This is a genomic window from Pseudomonas caricapapayae (genome assembly GCF_001400735.1).
Taxonomy (GTDB): domain Bacteria; phylum Pseudomonadota; class Gammaproteobacteria; order Pseudomonadales; family Pseudomonadaceae; genus Aquipseudomonas; species Aquipseudomonas caricapapayae.
This window is the reverse complement of sequence record NZ_LJPW01000159.1, coordinates 1-20,314: the sequence shown is the minus strand read 5'-3', so window position 1 is coordinate 20,314 and position 20,314 is coordinate 1. Positions and strand designations below refer to the sequence as shown.

The 20,314-nt window shown below is 51.0% G+C and carries 23 protein-coding genes and 4 pseudogenes; 17 read left to right on the top strand and 10 right to left on the bottom strand.

The window, feature by feature from the left end; translation table 11 throughout:
- Window positions 1-21 precede the first annotated feature (21 nt).
- Window positions 22-282: an ogr/Delta-like zinc finger family protein gene (locus tag ALO80_RS24585; protein WP_055010879.1), complete on the top strand. Its 261-nt coding sequence runs from the start codon at window positions 22-24 to the stop codon at window positions 280-282.
- 61 nt (window positions 283-343) lie between these two features.
- On the opposite strand, the gene ALO80_RS24580 is transcribed toward ALO80_RS24585, so the two are convergent.
- Window positions 344-523: a hypothetical protein gene (locus ALO80_RS24580; RefSeq protein WP_003373153.1), complete on the bottom strand. Its 180-nt coding sequence runs from the start codon at window positions 521-523 to the stop codon at window positions 344-346.
- An 86-nt stretch (window positions 524-609) separates the two neighbouring features.
- On the bottom strand, window positions 610-990 hold the full coding sequence (locus ALO80_RS24575; protein ID WP_235812511.1) for a helix-turn-helix domain-containing protein: 381 nt from the start codon (window positions 988-990) through the stop codon (window positions 610-612).
- Window positions 991-1,077: 87 nt separating this feature from the next.
- On the opposite strand from ALO80_RS24575, the gene ALO80_RS24570 reads away from it, so the two are divergent.
- The 9 genes from ALO80_RS24570 to ALO80_RS24530 all read left to right on the top strand — a co-directional run bounded on the left by ALO80_RS24570 (window position 1,078) and on the right by ALO80_RS24530 (window position 7,241).
- On the top strand, window positions 1,078-1,278 hold the full coding sequence (locus ALO80_RS24570) for a DNA-binding protein (RefSeq protein ID WP_010204977.1): 201 nt from the start codon (window positions 1,078-1,080) through the stop codon (window positions 1,276-1,278).
- Between the two features lie 29 nt (window positions 1,279-1,307).
- Window positions 1,308-1,787 (top strand): YmfL family putative regulatory protein, encoded by a 480-nt coding sequence (locus ALO80_RS24565; RefSeq protein WP_282959734.1) that lies wholly within the window; start codon window positions 1,308-1,310, stop codon window positions 1,785-1,787.
- Window positions 1,784-2,149: a hypothetical protein gene (locus tag ALO80_RS24560; protein ID WP_024642634.1), complete on the top strand. Its 366-nt coding sequence runs from the start codon at window positions 1,784-1,786 to the stop codon at window positions 2,147-2,149. The genes ALO80_RS24565 and ALO80_RS24560 overlap by 4 nt, the downstream gene beginning before the upstream one ends.
- Before the next feature lie 77 nt (window positions 2,150-2,226).
- Window positions 2,227-2,460 (top strand): hypothetical protein, encoded by a 234-nt coding sequence (locus tag ALO80_RS24555; protein ID WP_055010876.1) that lies wholly within the window; start codon window positions 2,227-2,229, stop codon window positions 2,458-2,460.
- Entirely contained in the window at window positions 2,460-5,171 is a 2,712-nt protein-coding gene (locus ALO80_RS24550; RefSeq protein ID WP_055010875.1) for a toprim domain-containing protein, read from the top strand. The genes ALO80_RS24555 and ALO80_RS24550 overlap by 1 nt, the downstream gene beginning before the upstream one ends.
- 9 nt (window positions 5,172-5,180) lie before the next feature.
- Window positions 5,181-5,477, top strand: coding sequence for a hypothetical protein (locus ALO80_RS24545; protein WP_055010874.1), 297 nt, complete (start codon window positions 5,181-5,183; stop codon window positions 5,475-5,477).
- 92 nt (window positions 5,478-5,569) lie between these two features.
- On the top strand, window positions 5,570-5,800 hold the full coding sequence (locus ALO80_RS24540) for a hypothetical protein (RefSeq protein ID WP_055010873.1): 231 nt from the start codon (window positions 5,570-5,572) through the stop codon (window positions 5,798-5,800).
- Between the two features lie 80 nt (window positions 5,801-5,880).
- Window positions 5,881-6,093 (top strand): hypothetical protein, encoded by a 213-nt coding sequence (locus ALO80_RS24535; RefSeq protein WP_005767251.1) that lies wholly within the window; start codon window positions 5,881-5,883, stop codon window positions 6,091-6,093.
- On the top strand, window positions 6,090-7,241 hold the full coding sequence (locus tag ALO80_RS24530; RefSeq protein ID WP_044310794.1) for a site-specific integrase: 1,152 nt from the start codon (window positions 6,090-6,092) through the stop codon (window positions 7,239-7,241). The genes ALO80_RS24535 and ALO80_RS24530 overlap by 4 nt, the downstream gene beginning before the upstream one ends.
- Before the next feature lie 104 nt (window positions 7,242-7,345).
- On the opposite strand, the gene ALO80_RS31050 is transcribed toward ALO80_RS24530, so the two are convergent.
- The 3 genes from ALO80_RS31050 to ALO80_RS24520 all read right to left on the bottom strand — a co-directional run bounded on the left by ALO80_RS31050 (window position 7,346) and on the right by ALO80_RS24520 (window position 8,715).
- Window positions 7,346-7,636, bottom strand: a complete 291-nt coding sequence (locus tag ALO80_RS31050; protein ID WP_144434249.1) for a hypothetical protein — start codon at window positions 7,634-7,636, stop codon at window positions 7,346-7,348.
- Between the two features lie 172 nt (window positions 7,637-7,808).
- Entirely contained in the window at window positions 7,809-8,099 is a 291-nt protein-coding gene (locus ALO80_RS24525) for a hypothetical protein (protein WP_055010906.1), read from the bottom strand.
- 187 nt (window positions 8,100-8,286) lie between these two features.
- Window positions 8,287-8,715, bottom strand: a complete 429-nt coding sequence (locus ALO80_RS24520) for a helix-turn-helix domain-containing protein (RefSeq protein WP_055010872.1) — start codon at window positions 8,713-8,715, stop codon at window positions 8,287-8,289.
- Window positions 8,716-8,921: 206 nt separating this feature from the next.
- Here ALO80_RS24520 and ALO80_RS24515 point away from each other — a divergent pair, with 206 nt between their 5' ends.
- The 5 genes and pseudogenes from ALO80_RS24515 to ALO80_RS24500 all read left to right on the top strand — a co-directional run bounded on the left by ALO80_RS24515 (window position 8,922) and on the right by ALO80_RS24500 (window position 14,778).
- Window positions 8,922-9,281: a hypothetical protein gene (locus tag ALO80_RS24515; RefSeq protein WP_055010871.1), complete on the top strand. Its 360-nt coding sequence runs from the start codon at window positions 8,922-8,924 to the stop codon at window positions 9,279-9,281.
- Between the two features lie 338 nt (window positions 9,282-9,619).
- Window positions 9,620-9,940 (top strand): annotated as a pseudogene (locus ALO80_RS24510) (integrase arm-type DNA-binding domain-containing protein); the annotation flags it as partial.
- Between the two features lie 908 nt (window positions 9,941-10,848).
- Window positions 10,849-11,829: pseudogene (locus tag ALO80_RS24505) on the top strand (integrase domain-containing protein).
- Window positions 11,826-12,112: pseudogene (locus tag ALO80_RS32135) on the top strand (hypothetical protein). The pseudogenes ALO80_RS24505 and ALO80_RS32135 overlap by 4 nt, the downstream one beginning before the upstream one ends.
- Window positions 12,113-12,426: 314 nt before the next feature.
- Window positions 12,427-14,778, top strand: a complete 2,352-nt coding sequence (locus tag ALO80_RS24500) for an ATP-binding protein (protein WP_055010869.1) — start codon at window positions 12,427-12,429, stop codon at window positions 14,776-14,778.
- Between the two features lie 286 nt (window positions 14,779-15,064).
- Here the strand turns inward: ALO80_RS24500 and ALO80_RS31045 are convergent, their stop codons facing one another.
- The 3 genes from ALO80_RS31045 to ALO80_RS32660 form a co-directional block, all read right to left on the bottom strand.
- Window positions 15,065-15,877, bottom strand: coding sequence for a hypothetical protein (locus ALO80_RS31045; protein ID WP_144434248.1), 813 nt, complete (start codon window positions 15,875-15,877; stop codon window positions 15,065-15,067).
- A gap of 117 nt (window positions 15,878-15,994) precedes the next feature.
- Entirely contained in the window at window positions 15,995-17,104 is a 1,110-nt protein-coding gene (locus ALO80_RS24495) for a hypothetical protein (protein ID WP_055010868.1), read from the bottom strand.
- Window positions 17,101-17,625, bottom strand: coding sequence for a DUF4365 domain-containing protein (locus tag ALO80_RS32660; RefSeq protein WP_159420676.1), 525 nt, complete (start codon window positions 17,623-17,625; stop codon window positions 17,101-17,103). The genes ALO80_RS24495 and ALO80_RS32660 overlap by 4 nt, the downstream gene beginning before the upstream one ends.
- A gap of 900 nt (window positions 17,626-18,525) precedes the next feature.
- Here ALO80_RS32660 and ALO80_RS24485 point away from each other — a divergent pair.
- Both ALO80_RS24485 and ALO80_RS24480 read left to right on the top strand, forming a co-directional pair.
- A complete protein-coding gene (locus ALO80_RS24485) occupies window positions 18,526-18,849 on the top strand; it encodes a type II toxin-antitoxin system RelE/ParE family toxin (protein ID WP_055010866.1) in 324 nt (107 codons plus the stop codon).
- A complete protein-coding gene (locus tag ALO80_RS24480; protein WP_055010865.1) occupies window positions 18,825-19,190 on the top strand; it encodes an addiction module antidote protein in 366 nt (121 codons plus the stop codon). The genes ALO80_RS24485 and ALO80_RS24480 overlap by 25 nt, the downstream gene beginning before the upstream one ends.
- Window positions 19,191-19,280: 90 nt before the next feature.
- On the opposite strand, the gene ALO80_RS24475 is transcribed toward ALO80_RS24480, so the two are convergent.
- The gene (locus tag ALO80_RS24475) at window positions 19,281-19,916 is read right to left on the bottom strand and encodes a histidine phosphatase family protein (protein ID WP_055010864.1); all 636 of its coding nucleotides are present in this window, start codon (window positions 19,914-19,916) and stop codon (window positions 19,281-19,283) included.
- Window positions 19,917-19,994: 78 nt separating this feature from the next.
- Window positions 19,995-20,087: pseudogene (locus tag ALO80_RS32745) on the bottom strand (DUF5713 family protein); the annotation flags it as partial.
- Window positions 20,088-20,314 lie beyond the last annotated feature (227 nt).

The window sequence follows — 20,314 nt, the reverse complement described above, 5'->3', positions numbered from 1 at the left end:
AGATGGCCCTGGGGAGGGAACATGAGAATTTATTGCACAACGTGTGGGCACAAGGGACGCATTAGCTCTCGGGAGGAGGTTACCAAAGCTTATGTGAAGTTGTACTGCCAGTGCCTTGATGCGAAATGTGGACACACATGGGTGGCCAATTTGATGTTTTCACACACGCTGAGGCCGTCTGCACAGCAGCTGGATGTGCTGTTGTTTGACCGATTACGTGATTTGACACCGGATAAACAGAAGGAATTGTTCGAACAGCTCGGAAGGCAGGCTGTTGCCTGATGGACCACCGACGCCATGACGGCGGTCCATACACGTTCGGTACGTCTAAAGAATGATCAACTCAGACTTGTTCCTGTTCCAGGATTACAAGTCCAGAGGTGAGACGTACGAGTTGATGTTGATCACGCTCTGATATCCGCCGATGGAGCTCAATAAGAAGTCGCTCCTTCCGACTAATTATCATCCACTCGCGCTCCTCTTCGGCAACACAGCCGTTTTCCACTTCAACCAGATCTAACATGTGAACCGCTCCATTCTGTAAATTCCGGAGCGGACGTAGACGGCATCTGTAGAGCCAAAACCGTGGTTGGACACAATTTTAAACGATTACTTCAATTGTCCTGCGCTGTCTCTTTCAGCCACTGCACCCAATGCATCAACCATACGGTGAACTGTTTCTTGGTCATGGAGAGGCAGAGCTCTGACACGCGTGAGCAAGGCGGCTTCGTTTTCGGAGATATCCGTAATGCTTGGGGCGCTTCTAACGCCTGTCACGACATATAGAACATCAAGACCCACGCCGTGCAGGGCTTTCAGGTAGCCGGTGTCGGGTCGCCGCTCGTTCCGCTCATAGCTTCCCTGGGTATTCCGTGTAACACCGCCAATTTGGGCCATTTCCTCTTGTTTAAGACCCAGTCGATTCCTTTCTTCACGCAAGCATTCGCCCGCGCTCAGATCCGAGAACTCCCCCGAAGACAATTTTTTCAAACATAAGACCCTTTACAAGACAAATTATCTGGTCATAATCGGCGCTGTACGAACACCAACCCACACCAACACACACGAGCCAACACTATGCCCGTCACTCTCACACCCGAGCAAGCCCGTGAGTCCCTTGATCGTCGAGGTGAAAGCATTGCCGAGTTCAGCAGAAAGCACGAATTGAACAAGAACTTGGTTAGCGACCTCTTGCACGGTCGCAAAAAAGGTCGCCGAGGGGAGGCACATCGCGCCGCCGTATTGCTGGGAATCAAAGACGGCGTGATTGAACAGTAATGGCGCGGATCAGCAGGGAAAAGCAGAACATGAAAAAAGCAGTTCTAAAGACTCGCCGCGAAGTAGTCAGCGCAATTATCTGCAGTTACCCAGGTGGGCGGGAGTGCGCAGCCGCTCGAATCGGTCTGGCATTAAAGAAGTTCGACAATCACGCCTATGAGAACAACAACAGCCGGCCGCTGACAGACGCTCAGCTGTTCCAGCTTGAGCAAGAGGCAGGGACACAACACCTACCAAACTACGTCGCGTCAATGTATGGCGGCTTATTCGTCCCTGTTGCTGATCCTGAGACATTGGATAACGTCGAAATGTATGCCCTATCGATTCAAGCGTCAGCAAAGCGGGGTTGCGTCGACCAAGAGATTGCCAAGGCACTCGCAGACGGTTGCATCAGTGAGGCCGAGGCAGAGCACATTCTCAATGCTCACAACCTTCATATGGCAGCGCGGCACTCCGAAGTGCTGGCAGCCATCGACCTTTACCGCGCAAAGTCAGGGACACCGCAATGAACAACTCGCCTGCAGTTAAGGATTTTCAGGACGTACTGAAAGCAGCGGCGGTGCAATTCCTGCAGCGTCATCATGCCGAACACCTGACCTATGACTATCACTTGCGTGAGCGGGCTACCCTGTTTTTAACCAGCGGTTTCAACGTGGTTGATCACATAGCCTCGCGGATCGTTGATCTTGCCGTCAGCGACATTACGGCTATCTGTGATCGTCAACAGATCGATACGGCAGGCAGCACCTCCACGCACGCCGTCATCGTTGATCCAGAAACAGGTACTGCGTGGGCAATCCCCGTCAGCCTGATATTTGAACGCATCGTCGGATCAATCGACTGCGCCCGCTACCGCGTCACCAATACCTAATACCAACCAACACATACGAGCCCTACCCAATTGCATCGTGGGTATGGGTGAACTGCGCCCGAATTCGAGGTTTAACGATGGCCAACGTCGTGATCGTCACCACCCAATTGCCCAAAGCCCAGGCCAAGGCGCTGCTGGAAGCCCTGCGAGAGCAGTACCGCTTGAGGCTCAACGAATACTGGTACGACGATCAATACCGCTTCGTCGCGGACGGCCAACGTCATGGAGCGATTCTCGCGCGAGTCCCTGAAATGGCTGCACAAGTGCGCCTCATGGCAGCCCTGTCCCACAGTTTGAAGGCCGTTAATTAATGACCGTAATGAAAGAGAAACTACGAGCGAAGGTCATAGAGCGCCTGCAGCTCGATTTTGACTTAAAGGTGCGTACCGGCACTAACTACATGCGAGGCGGCACCTGTCCAAAATGCAAGAAGAAAGAGCTGTACGCTCGCCACGATAACCCTTGGCAGATCCGCTGTGGCCGACCGGAGCGCTGCGGTCACATTGAGCATGTGAAAGATCTGTACGAAGACCTGTTCGAAGACTGGAGCAAGCGTGCGCCTGCGACAGACAATGATCCAACAGTGACGGCTCGGGCTTACCTTGAGTTCGCCCGAGGCTTCAACGTCGGCCCTATGACCGGATGGTTTAGCCAGGAAAACTACGTTAACCACGAATCAGGCGATTCGAGCGCAACTATCCGTTTCCCGCTACCGAACGACGGTTATTGGGAACGCTTGATCGACCGTCCAGCTCGGTTCGGCAAGATGAAAGCGCGCTTCAAACCCAAATATAGCGCCTTGGGCCAATGGTGGTGCCCGCCTGATGTTGACCTCGCTATCGTCGATGAACTGTGGATCGTCGAAGGGATTTTCGACGCCGTGGCGCTGCGGCAGAACGGAATCGCGGCAGTCTCCGCCATGTCGAGCACCAGCTACCCCGCTCAGGCTCTGGAACAGCTCGCAGCTCAACGCAAGAACAACCTCCCCCTCCTGGTTTGGGCGCTGGACAACGAACCCTCCGCACTGGGCTACCTGCAGCGCTGGGTAAAGCAATCACGAGAACTAGGCTATAGCTGTGCGGCAGCGCTCGTGCCCCAGAACGGTCGCCGCAAGGTTGACTGGAACGACCTTCACCAGCGTTGGGGCTTTGAAGATACTGATAAGCGTGAGCAGCGCCGCCAGCGTGATCTTGACGTCGCTCGTCACGAAGGTGATCTGCTGCTGGCTCCCTCGCCTCGTGAAAAGGCAATTTTGATGTACACCTGGGAAGACTCCACTTCGGAATTCCATTTTGAGTTTGCCAACAGGATGTACTGGGCGAAGTTCGATTTGTCGAAGCTGGAGGACGAGCAGCGGGCGCTTCTAAAAAGTGACGATCATGATGATCAGTTGATGAACGACCGACAGGCACGAACCAAGGTTCTGGAATCTGTATGCGCCTTGAAGATGATTGCTAACTGCCATTTTGAGGCGCTTTACAAGCAAGTGAACGACGTGACCGGTGATGCCTGGTTCTATTTTCAGGTAGACACACCCAATGACAACGCCCCCGAGAAGTTCACCTTTACACCGAAACAGATATCGTCGAGCAGCGAATTCAAGGCGCGCCTGATGTATGCCGGCGCGACGTGGCTCGGCACACAAAAGCATCTGGACCAGATCGTCATCCGTCAAACCGAAGGTCTGAAAACGGTCGAAACCATCGACTTCATTGGCTACAGCAAAGAGCACAAGGCGTACATCTTCAACGACTACGCCGTGCAAGGCGGCAATGTCTACAAGGCCAACGACGAAGACTATTTCGAGTTCGGTCAGACACGCGTCAAATGCCTGATGAAGTCGATCAAGATAAGCATGGCCAGCACCTCGAAGGGCTACCGCGACGATTGGTTAGCGAGTCTCTGGCTATGTTTCGGTGAAAAAGGCCTGGTCGCCCTGACGTACTGGTTCGGCTCCCTGTTTGCCGAACAGATCCGCGCCGACTACGAGAGTTTTCCCTTTCTGGAAATGTCCGGCGAGCCTGATTCCGGCAAAACCACGCTGATCAAGTTCCTGTGGAAACTGTTCGGCCGCATCTATGAAGGTTTCGACCCAGCCAAAGGATCAATCTCCGGGCGCAGCCGTGCGATGGGCCAGGTATCCAATATACCGCTGGTGCTGCTTGAAGCCGATCGCAACACCGATGCCGAGAACGCCAAATCGTTTGAATGGGACGAATTCAAGGACTATTACGGCGGAGGGCTGCTACGCACCCGAGGGGTCAAGAACAACAGCAATGACACCTACGAGCCGCCCTTCCGCGCGTCGATCGTCATTGCCCAGAACGCCGGCGTTTCAGGTCATGAAGCGATCCTGAGTCGCATTACCAAACTCTACTTCGCAAAACCCATCATCACCGAGGAAAGTCGGGCAGCTGCTGACGCGCTGGTGCAGACCGAGGTCGGAGACGTCAGCCACTTTATGGTTAAGGCGATGAAGGCCGAACACAAGGTGATGACACGCTTCGCCGAGGTCTATCCTAAACATCGGGCCGAACTGTGGGCCAGTAAGAAACTCACCTCGGACCGCATCATCCGCAACCACAGCATGTTGCTCGCACTGCTGGATTGTCTGCAGCTGGTGCTGACAGTGCCTGAGCCCATGATGTGCCAGACCCGCCAGTACATAAGCGGCATGGCCAGCGATAGACAGGCGGCGATCACCACCGATCCGCAAGAACTGAACGACTTCTGGCAGGTATTCGATTACCTGGAATCCCTGCCTGGCAGTCCACTGGTCAATCACAGCAAAAATCCCGGCGTCATCGCCATCAACCTCAACCAGTTTGCCGAGGTCGCGCATGAGCATCGCCAACGCATTCCCGATCTGGCCACCCTGCGCCGAATGCTCAAGGACGGCAGGACGCACAGGATGATCGACGCCAGCAAACCTACCGAGAGCATCATTCGAGCAAACCTACAGGCGCGGACTCCCATGAGCCCTATACCCCAGTCCGTACGTTGCTGGCATTTCAAAACTTGAGAGGACGCCATGCAGATTCAAGTAATGAGCGAGCTCCCGCTCGATCCTGCTGTCGACCCGGTCAGCATGGTGATTGCCGCACTTAAACGAACTGAACACGGCTACCCGGTAGTACATGCCGATGCGTATGCCGTAGACGGTCTTCTGGAGATTTTGGAAGTGCGTGCTGCACGGGGTGAGCGGGAAATGATGGTGCTGCAGTGCAGTCGGGAGCAGATCCAGGCGGTACTGGAGTGGCAGTTAGAGGCGGAAGACGATGTCGATTTGGAAGGCCTGATGATTCACTTGGCGCGCAGGACAGGGTAGTAGGTACCACGTGTTGGCACCGACGATATTGGCAAGAGAACGGTACTGAGGAGTTGCAGCTCCCCAGCACCCACCACAACACTAGTACGGCGATGAAGACGGAACACCCAAGCAGCAGCAATTCAAAGGCTAGCACACCGCCCAAAAACCTGCTGACTATCGCTATGGTCGGTACGGCACTGATCGGCTACTTGGTGCAGAAGACCCCGGACACACGCGGTCGGCTGGAGAGTCTGGCCAGCCAAGCGCAGATCCAGGGCGATTTGACCGCCAGCGACGAGCACGTCCTGACGCAGATTCTCGACACCCCCCTCCCCCAGTAATTGAGCCGCCAGGTTCTGGCTTTTGGCACCAGGGCGAAGCGTTACACTCCCTTGGTTGCTGCTTCCTGCAGAGAGCAAACATGAATTCCCCAACAAGCAATGTCCTCACCTTTGAGGACCTGCAGCGCATCACCGGCTACCAGCGCCGCTCCGACGTCGAACGGTCGCTGATCACTCAAGGCATCCGCATGTTCCGGGGTCGCACAGGCCCTTGGACGACGCTGGATCTCATTCACCACGCTGCGGGCATGGAGTCCGTAACCTCAGAGCGTTATGACACCAACATCCTATGAGGAAAGCGCGTAAGCGGAAGCATAATCCGCACATTCCCCCCCACATCGATCAGGCCGCTCTCCCAGCGGCCATTTACTTTGATCATCGCAACGCCGGCGTCTGGTACACGCTGCATTACGACGAGACCGGCAAACAGCGCCGGCGCAATGTCGCACCAGCTGACGTGACGCTCGCCGAACTGCATCAGATCATGGAGCAAACCTCGGGCGTCGACCAAGGCACTTTGCGCTACGTCTGCGCTCAGTTTCACCTGAGCGATCGTTACAAAAGACTCAGTATCAAGACTCACAACGACTACTGCTACTCGCGGGACGTCCTGCTGAGCATCCCAACCCGGCTGGGCAAACCACTGGGGGATCTACTGGTGAAGAAATTCACCGCAGCATTGATCCAGCGGATTGTCGATCGCCTGGCCGACGAGGGCACACCGTCCAAAGCGGCGCATGTGCTGCGCTACCTGCGCCGCGTCCTGCAGTGGGGCCGCAACCGGGGCTACCTCGACAGCAATCCGGCGCAGGGGATCGAAGCGCCGGTGGAGCGCAAACGTCGGCGTTTACCAGAGCATCAGGTCATGGAGGTGCTGGTCGACCGTGCCTTGGCGTTCGGTCGATTGGCGCGGAACGAGAAAGGTGGCTGTCCGGAGTACCTGAGCTACGTGATGGAGATTGGTTACCTGTGCCGTTTGCGGGGCATTGAGACCATCACCTTGACCGATGCCCATGAACTGGCCGAAGGGATTATGACCAACCGGCGCAAAGGCAGCCGGGACAACATTGTCCGCTGGACGACGCGACTGCGCGCAGCTTGGGAAGGGGCGAAGGCTTACCGGGCCAAGGTTTGGGCCAGTAAATCAACAGTCATTCCGATTCGTCCCGATCGACGCTACATCATCGTGGCCAGCCATGGAGGGGCTTTGCGCAAAACTAGCCTGGACACGGCCTGGCAACGGTTTATCACCTCAGCCATCGAAGACGGCACCATAACGGCAGAGCAACGATTCGGCCTACACGACCTTAAACGGAGGGGTATTACTGACACCGCAGGTACGAGAGCGGACAAACAGGAAGCCAGCGGTCACCGCGATGGAGCGATGATGGACGTCTACGACCTCAGCATACCGCTGGTCAATGCTTCTGACATGAATTGACTTGAGAGCGGGAAGCTCAGACACGCGAAATTATGACCCTATCTAATCGACGCAGCTCTCGAAGATAGCGCGCTGCGCATCATATTGAATAGGTTGGGAATTACTTAAGCGATATCGGCAATTGCGCTTGTGAAAGCATGCACCTGCGAACGGGACAGACATTTCAAAATACCAAAATGATTGATTTGCGCAATCAGTGCGGGGCGGGCGGTAGGATCACCCGTAATAAACCGTAGGCAAAGCACATCCAGAATGAGCCGAGCCAACTCTGGGTTTTCGCACGCGGAGACATCAAAGGCTTTATCAATCGCAGCAGATAAATTAGCCACAGCGGGGTTGCCACAGCGCAACAGACGCAAAGTCTCTTCATGCTTGGGGGTAATAGGAAGAGGCACCTTATTTCTTTCCTGACTTATGTTTCGCGTCGAGCCACTTGGCGCGTCCATATTAGACCAGCCCCGCGATTTCTGGTATCCCGAAAGCACCAAAAGGCCACCATTCACGCACCTACGACAATATTCTCGATCATGGCTCTCAGTGCTCCGTACTGAATACCTTGGCGCATGATCAAGCGAGCTTCCGGATCTGTTCGGTAAACTTAATGACCTGTTGGGGCGACAGACAGTTCAGGTCACCGAAGGTCTCCAAGTGCTCGATCATCGCATCGTGACTGCCCGGTTCACCGGCGACCATACGGCGGCAGGTCTTTTCCAGAATGAGCCTGGCCAGTTCGGGGCTGTCGGTGCGTGAAGCGTCAAACGCCAAGGTGATCGACATAGCCAGCTCGCCCAATTCAGGCAGGGCACGTTGCAGGGCCCTCAATGCGTTCAATTGGCGGGCAGTAATGGGTAACGACACAATTACCTCCTGGCGCTGCGTGATGCTCCAAATCATGAGCGTCGTTAATGGTAGTCCAGGCAGCGGGGTGTGGCGTCCAACAGACGCAAAAAAGCCCGCCAGAGCGGGCCTTTCTGTGGGGGGCGATTAAACATAGGGCGCGTTACTCGAAGATAACTGGACCGAAGTCTCTGGCTTAGCAGATTGACTACTGCGACGACAAGGGTTGTTCTATTTCTTTCAGCAACTCATCGCGGGTCCAGATCAAAATCTCGGGTTTGCCCTTTTCGATAACACTTGCGAGATGGAGTGTGTTCCCAGCATTGAGGTATTGATGTACCTGACGCAGCATCGCGGTATTGTTGGGAAAGTCTTCCAAAACGATCTGGGCATGTGGCTCGCCGTCTCGTAACCACGGCTCGCCGGTTACATACACCAGCTGAACAGGAAAGTCCTCTAGGCGCTGCTTGGTCTCCCGCTTTATCTTCATCCATAAATATTCTACGTAAGAGGGAATCCCGAGCTGATCGCGTTCCCATTTCTGAACGGTAAAGCGGCTGACGCCAAATCGGGCGCCTGCAGCTTCTTGAGTAAGGTTTAGCTCTTTTCGCCAAGCGCGGAACTCAGATCCCAACATTTCATTCTCCCACCAATATCTGTTGATAATAACACATAAAAATGTTGAACAATCAACATTTCTTCGCGAGTGTTGATTGGAGGGATATAGGCGGAGTGGACATGCAGGTCTGGTCGTAGAGTAAGGTACGAGCATCGCTGCTCTGAGGGCAGTCTAAGCACAGCTATGGTCGCATCACTGCGAGAGACGAGTATTGAGGAAACGGGATGTTCTGGAGGAAAAAGAAAGTGCCCGAGGTTCCCGAAGATCAACTGTTTGCCCAGTTGATCACTGTGGCCCACGCCAGCGGTGACCAACGCACCGAATTGTTATATCGCACGCTGCTGGTCGCTTTGGAAGCTGAAAAAATCCGCGCTGCGATACGGAACATTGTCGACAATTACAGCGATGGCTTGAGTGATTTGACTCATGATGCGTGCCACCTTTTATCAGCTCCGCTAGCCAGTGAACTGGAAACATTGGAGCGCCTGGTCATCGACAATTTTGAATCAGTAGAAGATCTAGCTGATCGGGCTCAAGACGTGTTGATTAAGCTGACCCCTCTGCACGCAGCAAAAAAGCCATAGCCGGCCAGTCAAAACACCACGTAATAAGGTTTGGTTATGTCAGGCAGACCGGGATGTTCGCCAAAGCGCCACGTAATAAGAGAATCTGCAACCTTTTGATTTTATTGTTAAAAGCATCTTCCTTGTAATCAGTAGGTCCCGGGTTCGACTCCTGGTGCCGGCACCATACAAGGTTTCAAAGGTGGCTTTCACAGCTTTTGATATCTCCGAAAAACCCGCCTTTTGGCGGGTTTTTTCGTTTTGGGGTTCCATCGGTTTCCGTCAGAAACTGGTGGATTCCAACCCGTTTAAGGGTAGAGTTTGGGGTAAAGGTCACTTCGATAAGAGGGAGTACCCTTATGTCGCGCACCACTGCTCCGCTCTCCGACGCAGCTTGCCGCTTGGCAAAACCTACAGACCGCGCCTACAAGCTTTTCGAAGGCGATGGCCTCTACCTCCTAGTCCAACCCAATGGCCGCAAAGGCTGGCGGCTCCGTTACGTCAAACCTGACGGACGCGAAGGACTGACCTCGTTCGGCAACTACCCCGTCATTGGCCTCGCCGATGCGCGCCGCAAGCGCTTTGAAGTTAAGCGAATGCTGGCGGATGGCGTTGATCCTATAGAAACCAAGCACCAAGCCAAGGCGGAAGCCGTAATCAAAGGCAGAACCTTTGAAAGCGCTCGGTCTTCATATCTCAGCGATCCGTTTGTCCACGCGGGTCCATCCAAACAGGGCTGCAAAGCCGCCCTGTTTGGATGGACCTCACTTAAAAAATCTAAAGCCCACGCAACTATCTGTGGAAAACTACTGATTTCCACAGGTGGATAATTTCATCCACAGCCGCAGAACGCCTGAAAACTCGATCCTTGACCCGAATTATCCACAGGCGCAGAAAAGATCGGGCAAAGCGCTGTCGTTGACAGTAACCCAGGTAGCCAGAACCTTTAAGGCTACGCCACACCATGGTGGTTCTCCCAAAGTGCATTAGCGTCTGGCGGCTCGTACGGTCACAGCGATGTGATGGATGCCTACTTTTACCAGTGTGCCCACTGCGGCAACTCATACCCCTTATAGCTGCTCTGCAGCAACCTATCCGCGTGGTCATTTCCTTGCGCCAACCTGCGCCCGTCTCTTTCTTCCGGAAAGAGACGGGCGCTCCTACCGCTGCTGCAGCCCAACTCGTACAAGGCTTTGCGGCATTTCCCCTCGTGACAATCGGCGTGACAAACACCGAAGTCACCAACAACAGCGATGCAGATGATGGTGCCGCAGCCCAGGGAATGGACTGCACCTGGCTGACAGTCAGGTATGCCCCAGTCATCACCTCACTGCCTTCACCCGACTGAGGATCTCGCGGCGCTGGCCTCGTCAAACAGTGCAGCCTCCGCCCGCCCACTTCTTCAGAAGTGCTCAGGAGGTCAGATCATGAGATGCCCAAGCTCCCGGTCGTAAAGAGCCGCCAGTCCCGCGTTAGTGGACAACCCTCATAGGTCGCAGGGGCCTTGATCCCTGATAACACTCAACATCCGTGGCGGGATGACGTGGGGGAGGGTTTTAAAAGTTTTTGCTTCGAGAGGAGTTTGATCATGGCCTTGGTCGGTAGACGGGATGGGCGAAATTTTGGGTATGGTCGGCAGTTGAGTTATGCCGGGGTGCAGGCATTGAAAGACATGTTCGGCGGTGGGCATTACGGGACTGTCAAAGCACACACTGATCGCTAGCAAGCGTTTGTGCGCTGGTGTCGGTCCGAAGATCGGCCGGGATTCAACGATGCGAGGAAGATCGACCGGCAGACCTTGCTGGACTACACCGGGTATCTGCGCCAGCAAGTTGAACATGGTGAGCTTGCCATCGCGACTGCGCAAAACCGATTGTCCAGCGTCAACCGAACCATGGCAGCGCTTCGTGGTGATCAGTATGTGAAAGTGCCGAGCGCGAGTAAGGCGCTGGGAATGCGGCGCACCAGTGTCCGCACAGCATCTCCGCAAGGCCAAGACCGCGATCAGGTGAAGTGGATCGTAGAGGTGCTTTGCGAAAACCTGCAGCCGCGCGCAGCGGCCATCGCTCAGTTAGCGCGAGCCACCGGTATGCGCTTGCGCGAGGCGATTTTGGCCGACCTTCCGCGTCTAAAACGGGAAGCCAAGCAACTCGGCAAGATCAACATCCAGGACGGCACCAAAGGTGGCCGTTCAGGCGCGTCAGCACCTCATTGGATTGCGGTAAATGATCATATTCGTGACGCACTGAGGTTTGCCGAACAGGTCTCGCCCGACGATAGCCGCAACCTGCTTGCACCGAACGAACGCTACCTCGATTTCTTGCAGGGAATCGTCCGCCCCGCACGGGACATCCTCCATAAGCACAACCTCAAAGGCTTCCACGAATTGCGGGCAGCCTATGCGTGCGAACGCTATGAGCAAATCACCCACCATCCCGCCCCCATCAACGGTGGTCATTGCTATCAACTCGACCGACGCCTAGATCAGGATGCCCGAATGCAAATCAGCTACGAGCTGGGACACGATCGTATCGACGTAATAACGGCATACATTGGCGGCAGAGCATGAGCAAGCCATTCGATATGGAGTTGTTCCTAGCGGGTGTTCTGACAGGATCGCATTCCACACGCCAGCGTTACATTCGCCAAGCGAAGGCTATCCAACAATAGCTAAGCGCTGGCAACGCGACAATCCTTGGACTTGGCCGCAGAAGCACTTCGCATGGTTTCTAGATCACTTCGTAAACCTGCACGCAGAGTCGACGCGTTATTACTATCTGCTGACCATGCACTTACTTGCTTATCGCCTAGGTAAATCTTGGCAGTTTAACAGTCACTTACGACGATCATAAAAGCAACTATCCTCTCCACAAAAAATTCCGACGCCTATATTTACACGGCTCATAAATAACTTTACTCATCAAGCACCGCTGTAGGTCCTGATATTGAACTTCCCAAGAAATCAAAAGCGCTACATAACAGACATATCGCGTTCGCTACGTCCTTAAAAACTCCAAACCTAGATTAACCAATATATAAGACCCGACTTAGAGGTAGCGCCTCATTTACATTGACAAATATCAAAATGGACATAATAGTGGCATTTGGTTATCATGCAAGAATCTGAGCGCATCTGAAACAACTTAATACAAGGAAGAAGTTAAACATGTATATTTCCGTTGAGCAGTCCCACAAACTGGACACGATAATAAAAAGCTATGAGGTTGCACTTCGCAGTTTCATATCAGACATAATGGCTCGAAAATATCAAAGCCACGCCTTATTTGATCAGACGCTAAAATCAATATCGATATCAAATAATCTAATTTATGCAAAAAAATTCTCTGCAAAGCTTAGGAAGTTCACATCTACATCAAGTGAAATTTATTCGCTAATTTCAAAATGCAAAGCATCGCTTGATAACAACACATTTGACAATGACGTGCCGTACGTATCTGAACTAATAGACCTGATGCTTATATTTTTCAGTCTCCACTTCTCTGACAAAGAGATCGTGAAGGCCTTCAGTTCCATCGAAGAATTTCACTACTGCTGCACTATTTATCATAAGACAAGAAACAATCTATCCCATCCAGCATCCCACCCAATTACAATTTCTGACGCAAACAAAGTTGTATATTTCATCGAGAACGGAATTGCAACGCTTAACGAAAAACTTTTCTGGTATGCATCTAAAGCATACATTTCAGAGCACATAAAAAACTATAACAATCATGACAATGACGGATTCCCCAAACATCATAATTTAGGCTTGGCGCCTTCAACTCATAAAAGCCTTCTCTGTCGCGAATCAGTTATCTCTAACCTATATGAAGCACTATTAGGAAGTAATGTCCGACAAAGACTTGCCGGCTCCGTCGTATTATATGGTTATGGTGGAGTTGGCAAAACGGCTATTACAACTGAATTTCTTTATCGCTTGATTAGAGACCGAAAAGACAACAAGCACAAAGATCTAAGCTACCTGTTATTCTTTTCTAGCAAAGATGAATATCTAAGATCAAACAATACTTCAGGCGAGCTTTATATCGACTCGGCGAAGCCTGAATTCTCAACACTAGAAGATTTACAATCGCTTATTTGCAAATGCTTAGACATTGAAAATGTCTACGAAATAAAAGAGCGCGGTATTATTGCAATTGACAACATTGAAAACATTGAAAACTCCGAAAAACAAAAAATCATTGATTTTATAAAAGCACTTCCAAGAAACGTACAATTTATAGTCACGTCACGAAATGAAGAGTCTTGCGAGGAGAAAATCCACGTCGAAGAGTTTAAAAACGATGACACTGGTGTAACCTTTGTAGAGCAAATGGTCGAATCTGAAGGGTTCGATATAAATCTGCAATTAGGAATGGCCGGACAGATACTAAACGCATCGAAGGGTAACGCGTTAATTATCATTCAAATATTGAATATTGTAGATCGTCAAGTTTCAACATTCACAAGCATCACCACTTCACTCGAGAGTATGCGATCAAAAAACTCGGAAATGATCGCAAACTTCATGTATAAGAACACATTCGATGCTGCACTTAAATATTTATCATCGAACGGACACCCCATTAACGAATTACTGCAAGTAATATCCTTGTATGATGAACGAATAGAACTTTATTCGATTAGCAAGCTTCTGAGTATAGGGATTGCTGACGCAGAAAGAACCTGCAACTATTTACTAGAGCGCCTAATTCTCAAAAAGACCGGCGAGTATTACGAGCTTAATGAATTTGCCAAACGGTTCGTATTTATTAAACTGCTCCCGGACCGATTTCAGTTGGGGGCTATAAAAGAAAAAATAAGAATACACAAAGAGAGAATGAAATTAAAGTTGGCGCAACTGGACTCCACACTTACCTCAAACTCTGTCCTGCATCGAATAGTTAATGAGTGGCAACCGAGGAACTATATAGACACAATTGTAATTGCCGAATTGTTCTCCATATACGGCCAGGCCATAAAATGCGTAACCCAAAACAACAAAAGAAAATACGAACAATATCTCAAAGAGTTTGACGAACACTCTTTTATCACTAGTCACCCTTATGTCCCACTCCAAAAAGCGCGCCTATACAAAGAAGGCATGTATAAATTCTATAGAAATGACCCCACAATTTTAATGCAAGTCGAAAGACTTTATGAAGAAGCGGTAGAATCTATAGAGTATGATTATCGATACCTTATAGGGAGTTTGGCTCACGCCTCTCTTTTGATGATGTTCGGAATATTTCTTTCTCAACACCTTAAAGAATATAGTCGTGCTATCAGAGTATTGGAAGACGCAAAATATTTTCATGGCGAACTCAGAGGTAAAGGCTGGTTCATAATATGCAATTACCTATCCTTTTCATATAAGAAAATGCATATTTTAACTAGGGAACATGTTTACAGCGAACAGCTCAGCCTAATAGTTTCAGAGGTCATAAAAACTGCTAAAACAAGCCTTCCAAAGCAGGGATTTGATATCAGCCAGTACCAAAAAACCTATTGCTAGGTGGATAACCATCAGTCTGAAGCGCGTGGAATCCTCCGTTTCAGACTGATCCAAACTTTAAAATCTTGAACAGATTAATTTAGAATCTAATAAACTCGTCCATTCTAAGCATTATTTTCAGACTATCTAACGCGGAGCTATCGCACTAATTACAAACCAACATAACCCACAGCCAACCAGAAAACCTTCACCAAGCCAAAACAAATCTGATCTACTAAAAAAGCACCGGAAATAAGTTTTACCACCGACTCAGCGTAGAGTTCATCTTTAATTAATAGATAGTTTGTTACCACAGTAATTTATCAACAATTCGTGGTATTCCAGTCGTCCCACGCGCAGAGTCTAGTGCCAAAAAATCCCGTAGATTTGGATTATGGTTGCTACTTCGCCAAATCTCATAAATATGCTGATTAATACCTATAGCCGCAACGAATCTTGCAGAGTCCCAATTTGCTCGTCCGGCTCCCCGCGGGCTCGGATTTGGTATACCAAGAAGCAAAGTGCCATTCCATTGGTCCCACGTGCGCAAACCGAGTGGAGGTAAATATGTAGCTCGGGATATGTGAAAGTACGAGAGCCCGGAGTGTCTCCCATCTATCATCGGGGCCAAATCTGGAAACAAGCAATGTAATGTCTTGCTTGCAGCAACAAAGCCGCCACTCAACGTCACTGAGCCCGGTGCGGCCAATACGTTAAAGAGGTCTTGCAACTCCACAGACAAAGTAGAATGCGTCGAGGAGTTGATAATGGTGCAAGGCGATGTTGGCAATGGAAGTGAGATATTTTGTATCCAGTTTAGGATCTCAGCAGGAAGTTCATTTAAAACCCCATTTAGCACTGGAAGAGCGACGAGAATCGAACGTTGTGCGCTCATGCCAAAGGCGGTCAGCAGATTATGAATTTCCGCAGCGGCGCTCCCATTTTTAATCCAATTTGCGAGGCTTCCATGGGTAGCAATTCCTTGTGTTCTGCCAACTATAAAGTTTTCATATGTAATATTATAGTTAGCAGTACGTGAGTCCGATGTGTTATACGCCGCAATCATCGCTGGAAGCATCGCCGGCAGCACCGCCAATTGCGTATTCACCGGTACAGGCATCTATTCCACCAAATAAAATATTTTCAAATGTAATGATTAATTATAAATAGGTTACCAGAGGCATAACGTACGACGGCTTGCGTCTAAATTTTTTAAGTCATAGCCTCAGCTTAACCGCTATACAGTAAAATCCGCCACATTCGTAATGCGAATCTGAGTTTTCAATCGCATTCCGTTACCGCGAATGGTCACCGATCGCTTGGTACGGTGGGCATCTACAGCACGTTGATACTGTTCATTAGTCAATATCGCAGACATAAAAGTTCGTTCTCCCTGGAAGTCCGTGACTACTCGGATATAGTTCCTATTACCTTCAGGATCGCGCGAGCGGAGCTCGACTATGGAGCCAGTCACCGTTATATTATCTTCCCCGCGGAAGTACTTCTTAACAAAGGCGACATAGTCCTTTAGCCGTGTAATCTTATCTTCGGTAATCCAACCGGTAGAAGAGGTCCGTATAGAGGCTCCTGTTTCTAAAGAAAACTCAATGGTATCCATACCAGGCCCTAAAATTATCTTCGACAAGGCTTCCAACAGTTCCACATCAAATAGTGAAATGGCATCCGCCATTGACTCTTCGGTGTATAAAGACTCTGTATCGTTGAGTACTCGAGCATTCAGGAATTCAATAGCCGAAAATAATGAAGAACAAACTTTATTCGAGTCAATCGCCTCATGCCCGAATAAATCGGCTTGCCGGAGCGTTATTCTTGGCACCTCGATGCTAGCAATGAAGCTACCGACTTTAGTTTGAAGCAAAAGACATTCGTTTGCAAAAGTACTGGCTGTTACTCTATTAGAGTTATTATCTCCACCCAGCTTAAATTTCGCGCTTTCATATAACCCTGCTCCCATATGGGTCAAAAACTCCCCAAACGCCAAAAGCGGCATCGCACCCCAGCGAGTAGACGAATCCACGAATCGTGATGAGATACGAGCAGGACTTGAATCTGCATTTGAAGCGGCGCTCTCAACCATTTCGCCGAAGCGGCTGTAACCATACAAATCCAATAGAGAGTCAGCAGCTGCATGCAAAAGAGTATCTACACCAGGCTTGGATGAGTCATCGGGTAGCGCAATGGAATACTTCCCCTCTATCCCAAGGGCAGCTGGCGGATAAAAAAAACGAAGTCCCTTGGCTTGACGCCCTTCTACCCATCCTGAGGCGGTGAGAAAAGTCTGGAGCTTTTCGGCGAGGATAGACAGGTCTTCAGATCTATGACTCATACCTCTATCCCCAGCTGCTCGTAGCAAGATCGGACGAAACCGAGCCCAAGACGATTGGCCTTCGGAATCGAAATCCTAATTTGGTGTGCGTTCTCGGTCTCAGTAACCCCCTCATCTGGTAGGTACCAGTATGCGCTTCCAGCAACAGACAATTGGGACTCGTCTATGGCTATACAGTTCGGTGGGGCTGAATCGAGCACTACAAGGATTAGGTGCATGGGCAAAAACTGAGGTCGTCGGGCGACGAGATCATTGTAGGTCTTGGATTCGAGATCAAACCTAATCTGATCACCATCGTCCGTAACTCCAGCAGATGTGGTTGCCTTGAGCTGAAAATCTAGCTTGTACGGGGAGTCAAGATAACGCATCCCCCCTTGGGGAGTGCGTCGCACTGTAACAGGGCAGACAACCATGTCCACTCCATGGTCAAGCGGGGGCTCCGTAACCTTAAATCCATGCCCGTTAGCGAGGATTCGAAGAAATTCCTTCGAGATCGCTTCCTTGATCTGAGCCTCCGTCATATCCCCGCCGTGCCAAATTTTTTGACAGCATAGCGTATGAAAATGCTGAGCGTTAGTCATGAACGGCATAAGGCCATCATCACACCAAGTAACGTTCGACACTCGGGCAAGCGTAACGACACTTCCTTCATTAGCGAGGAAGGCGGGTCACACAGAGATTTGTGTCCTCTCGGGGCAGAAGAACACGCCCCCTTCATGGGAAGCCCGTGGAGCCTCGGACGCCATAGAAGTTAGAAAAACTTGACTTATATAGTCGACGTTGAACGACTTGCGTACAAATTGCACAAATATCCCGAAAGCTACTGAATCCGGATTCGATTCCACTGAAAGCCATAACTAGCTGATTTATTTATAGTTACTAGTTGGGGTACGCCGAATTTTCCAGCGAGCTCCAGACGCCCGAAAAACCTAGTCTAGCCGAAACATACCGTTCGTCTGGTGCCGGCACCATACAAGGTTCCAGAGAAGGCTTTCAAAATCTCTGGACCCCCCGAAAAACCCGCCTTCTGGCGGGATTTTCGTTTTGGGGTTCCGTCGGATGCCGAGGGTAGCCAGCGCTAATAAGGGTACTTTTAAGAATACCTACCAATTCGATATTGAAAAGTACCCTTATGGCTCGCACAACGGCTCCCCTTACCGACAACGCCTGCCGCAGCGGTGCACCCCTTTTTCCTCAGATTTAGTAGCGGAGATATGCACAGTACTCAAAGCACGCTTTAACGATGAGCAGCTTCCGCACCCTCTCCCGCAACATTTCGCCGCTTTATACCAGCCCCTCGTGAACGCCAATTTCTGTAATTCCCCTAATCTGAATCACTGCTTCGCTCATTTCCGATCTATAGCCATGCTGTCGATAAGAATATTCAATCACCCATTTGTCTCTTTTAAGGTACATTCTTCATGTACGAAGTGGAACACGTACTGTCTGCCAATGGAGTGGATATCTATCAGGGTTGGCTCGACACCGTCCGAGACACGCGATCCAAAGCGAGAATCACTACCCGGATCGACCGAGCGGCGCTTGGCCACTTCGGCGTAACGGAGCCGGTGGGTGATGGGGTCTTTGAGATGAAGCTGGATTTTGGGCCTGGATTTCGGGTGTATTACGCGATTCAGGGCCAAAAAATACTTTTTCTCTTGGGCGGCGGTTCAAAGGACAAGCAGCAAAACGACATAGACCAAGCCAAGGCTCTATGGAAATGTCACAAGGTGAAAAAGAAATGACAACCTCTACGCGTTCTCATGATGAAAGCGTTCTGGAAATGCTCCGTGAAGACGAAGCGTTTGCCATCGAATATCTGTCTGTTGCGCTGGAAGAAATCGACGAGGATGGAGGTGAGGACGTTTTCCTTACGGCCATCCGTCGATTGATCGAGGCGAGAGGTGGCATGGGTAATCTCTCAAAGAACACGGGCCTGGCCAGACCCAACCTTTACAGGTCTATCGCTGCTGGCGGTGACCCGAAGCTATCTACCATCCTCAAGGTGCTACAGGCACTGGGCGTGAGAATGTCAAAGGTCGTTTCGCACAGAGCTGACATGGGCAGCCAGAGCTCAGACCAGTGACGATTTCTCCCCCCGAAATGGTGCCGCTTTCACAACAGCGAGCAGTTTTTTGTAGTCGTCAGAGCCATCCGGGAGTGAAGCTGTTTGGCTTTATCTGCTCTCAGCGTTTTGTGAGGATGTTTGCCAGTCGTCAACGCCCACATGCCTGACCAGTATGTAGCCACCACCGTTAGCCACATGGTTCTTGATTTCATAATCCCGCCAGTCCGCCATCTCTCGGCCACAAATGTCTTGCGGCTTGCGCTCGACCAGCCAGGCGGCGGCATTGATGAATTGCCCATGCGAAAACACCGCAATGCGCTGGGCAGGATGCTCCGCAATTTGCGACAGGAAAGACCGCACTCTCGCTATAAATCCTGAAAAAGACTCTGCGCCTGCTCCATCCACAAACGCTGGGTCTGATCTGGTCCAATAAGCCTCAACCCAATTCCGCCTCTGAGCAACGGTCGTGTTGGCGCATCGCGCGGGTTCGAGGTAGGTAAACTCTTGGATGGGCCAGGTTTCAAGCGGGGTGGCAGGGAAAGTAGCTGCGGTCGCCATGGCGGTTGCCTGCGCTCTGGAAAACGGTGAGGCAACAATCAAATCCGGCGCATGTGTGAATGATCGGGCCACTGACTGTGCTTGTTCCACCCCCTTCAACGTAAGAGGAATAGTCGCGTGATCCACACTGGCTTCGCCTGCGTTGGCAGCGCTTTGTCCGTGACGAATTAGTCTGACCTGCTTCATTAATCAGAGACTCGCATGAGTGTAGAGGCTCGGTCCATTCAAGCGTACGTCCACTTCTGGCAAAACCTATCAGCGTCAGAGAGCATACGGGGCGTCCAGGTCGGAAGGCTTTTGCTGCTCGATTTCGTGACACAGGTTGACCAGCACGTCTTCACACATTTTCACAACGGCTGAGCGCACAGAAGATATCCCGATTGATGGCTACAAGATAAAGAGTCGGTGATCTTGGCTATGCGACGCGCGTGGTAATACATAGCAGACCATGAGCTGCCAAGGTGTATCGGGAAAGAACAGCTCCCGATGCAAAGCGCACAGAAACAACCTGAAAACCTTCGCGCCCTCCTGCCCCTCAAGCTCCCCCAACCTCCGTCGATACCTTCCTTACACCCCGCAATCAT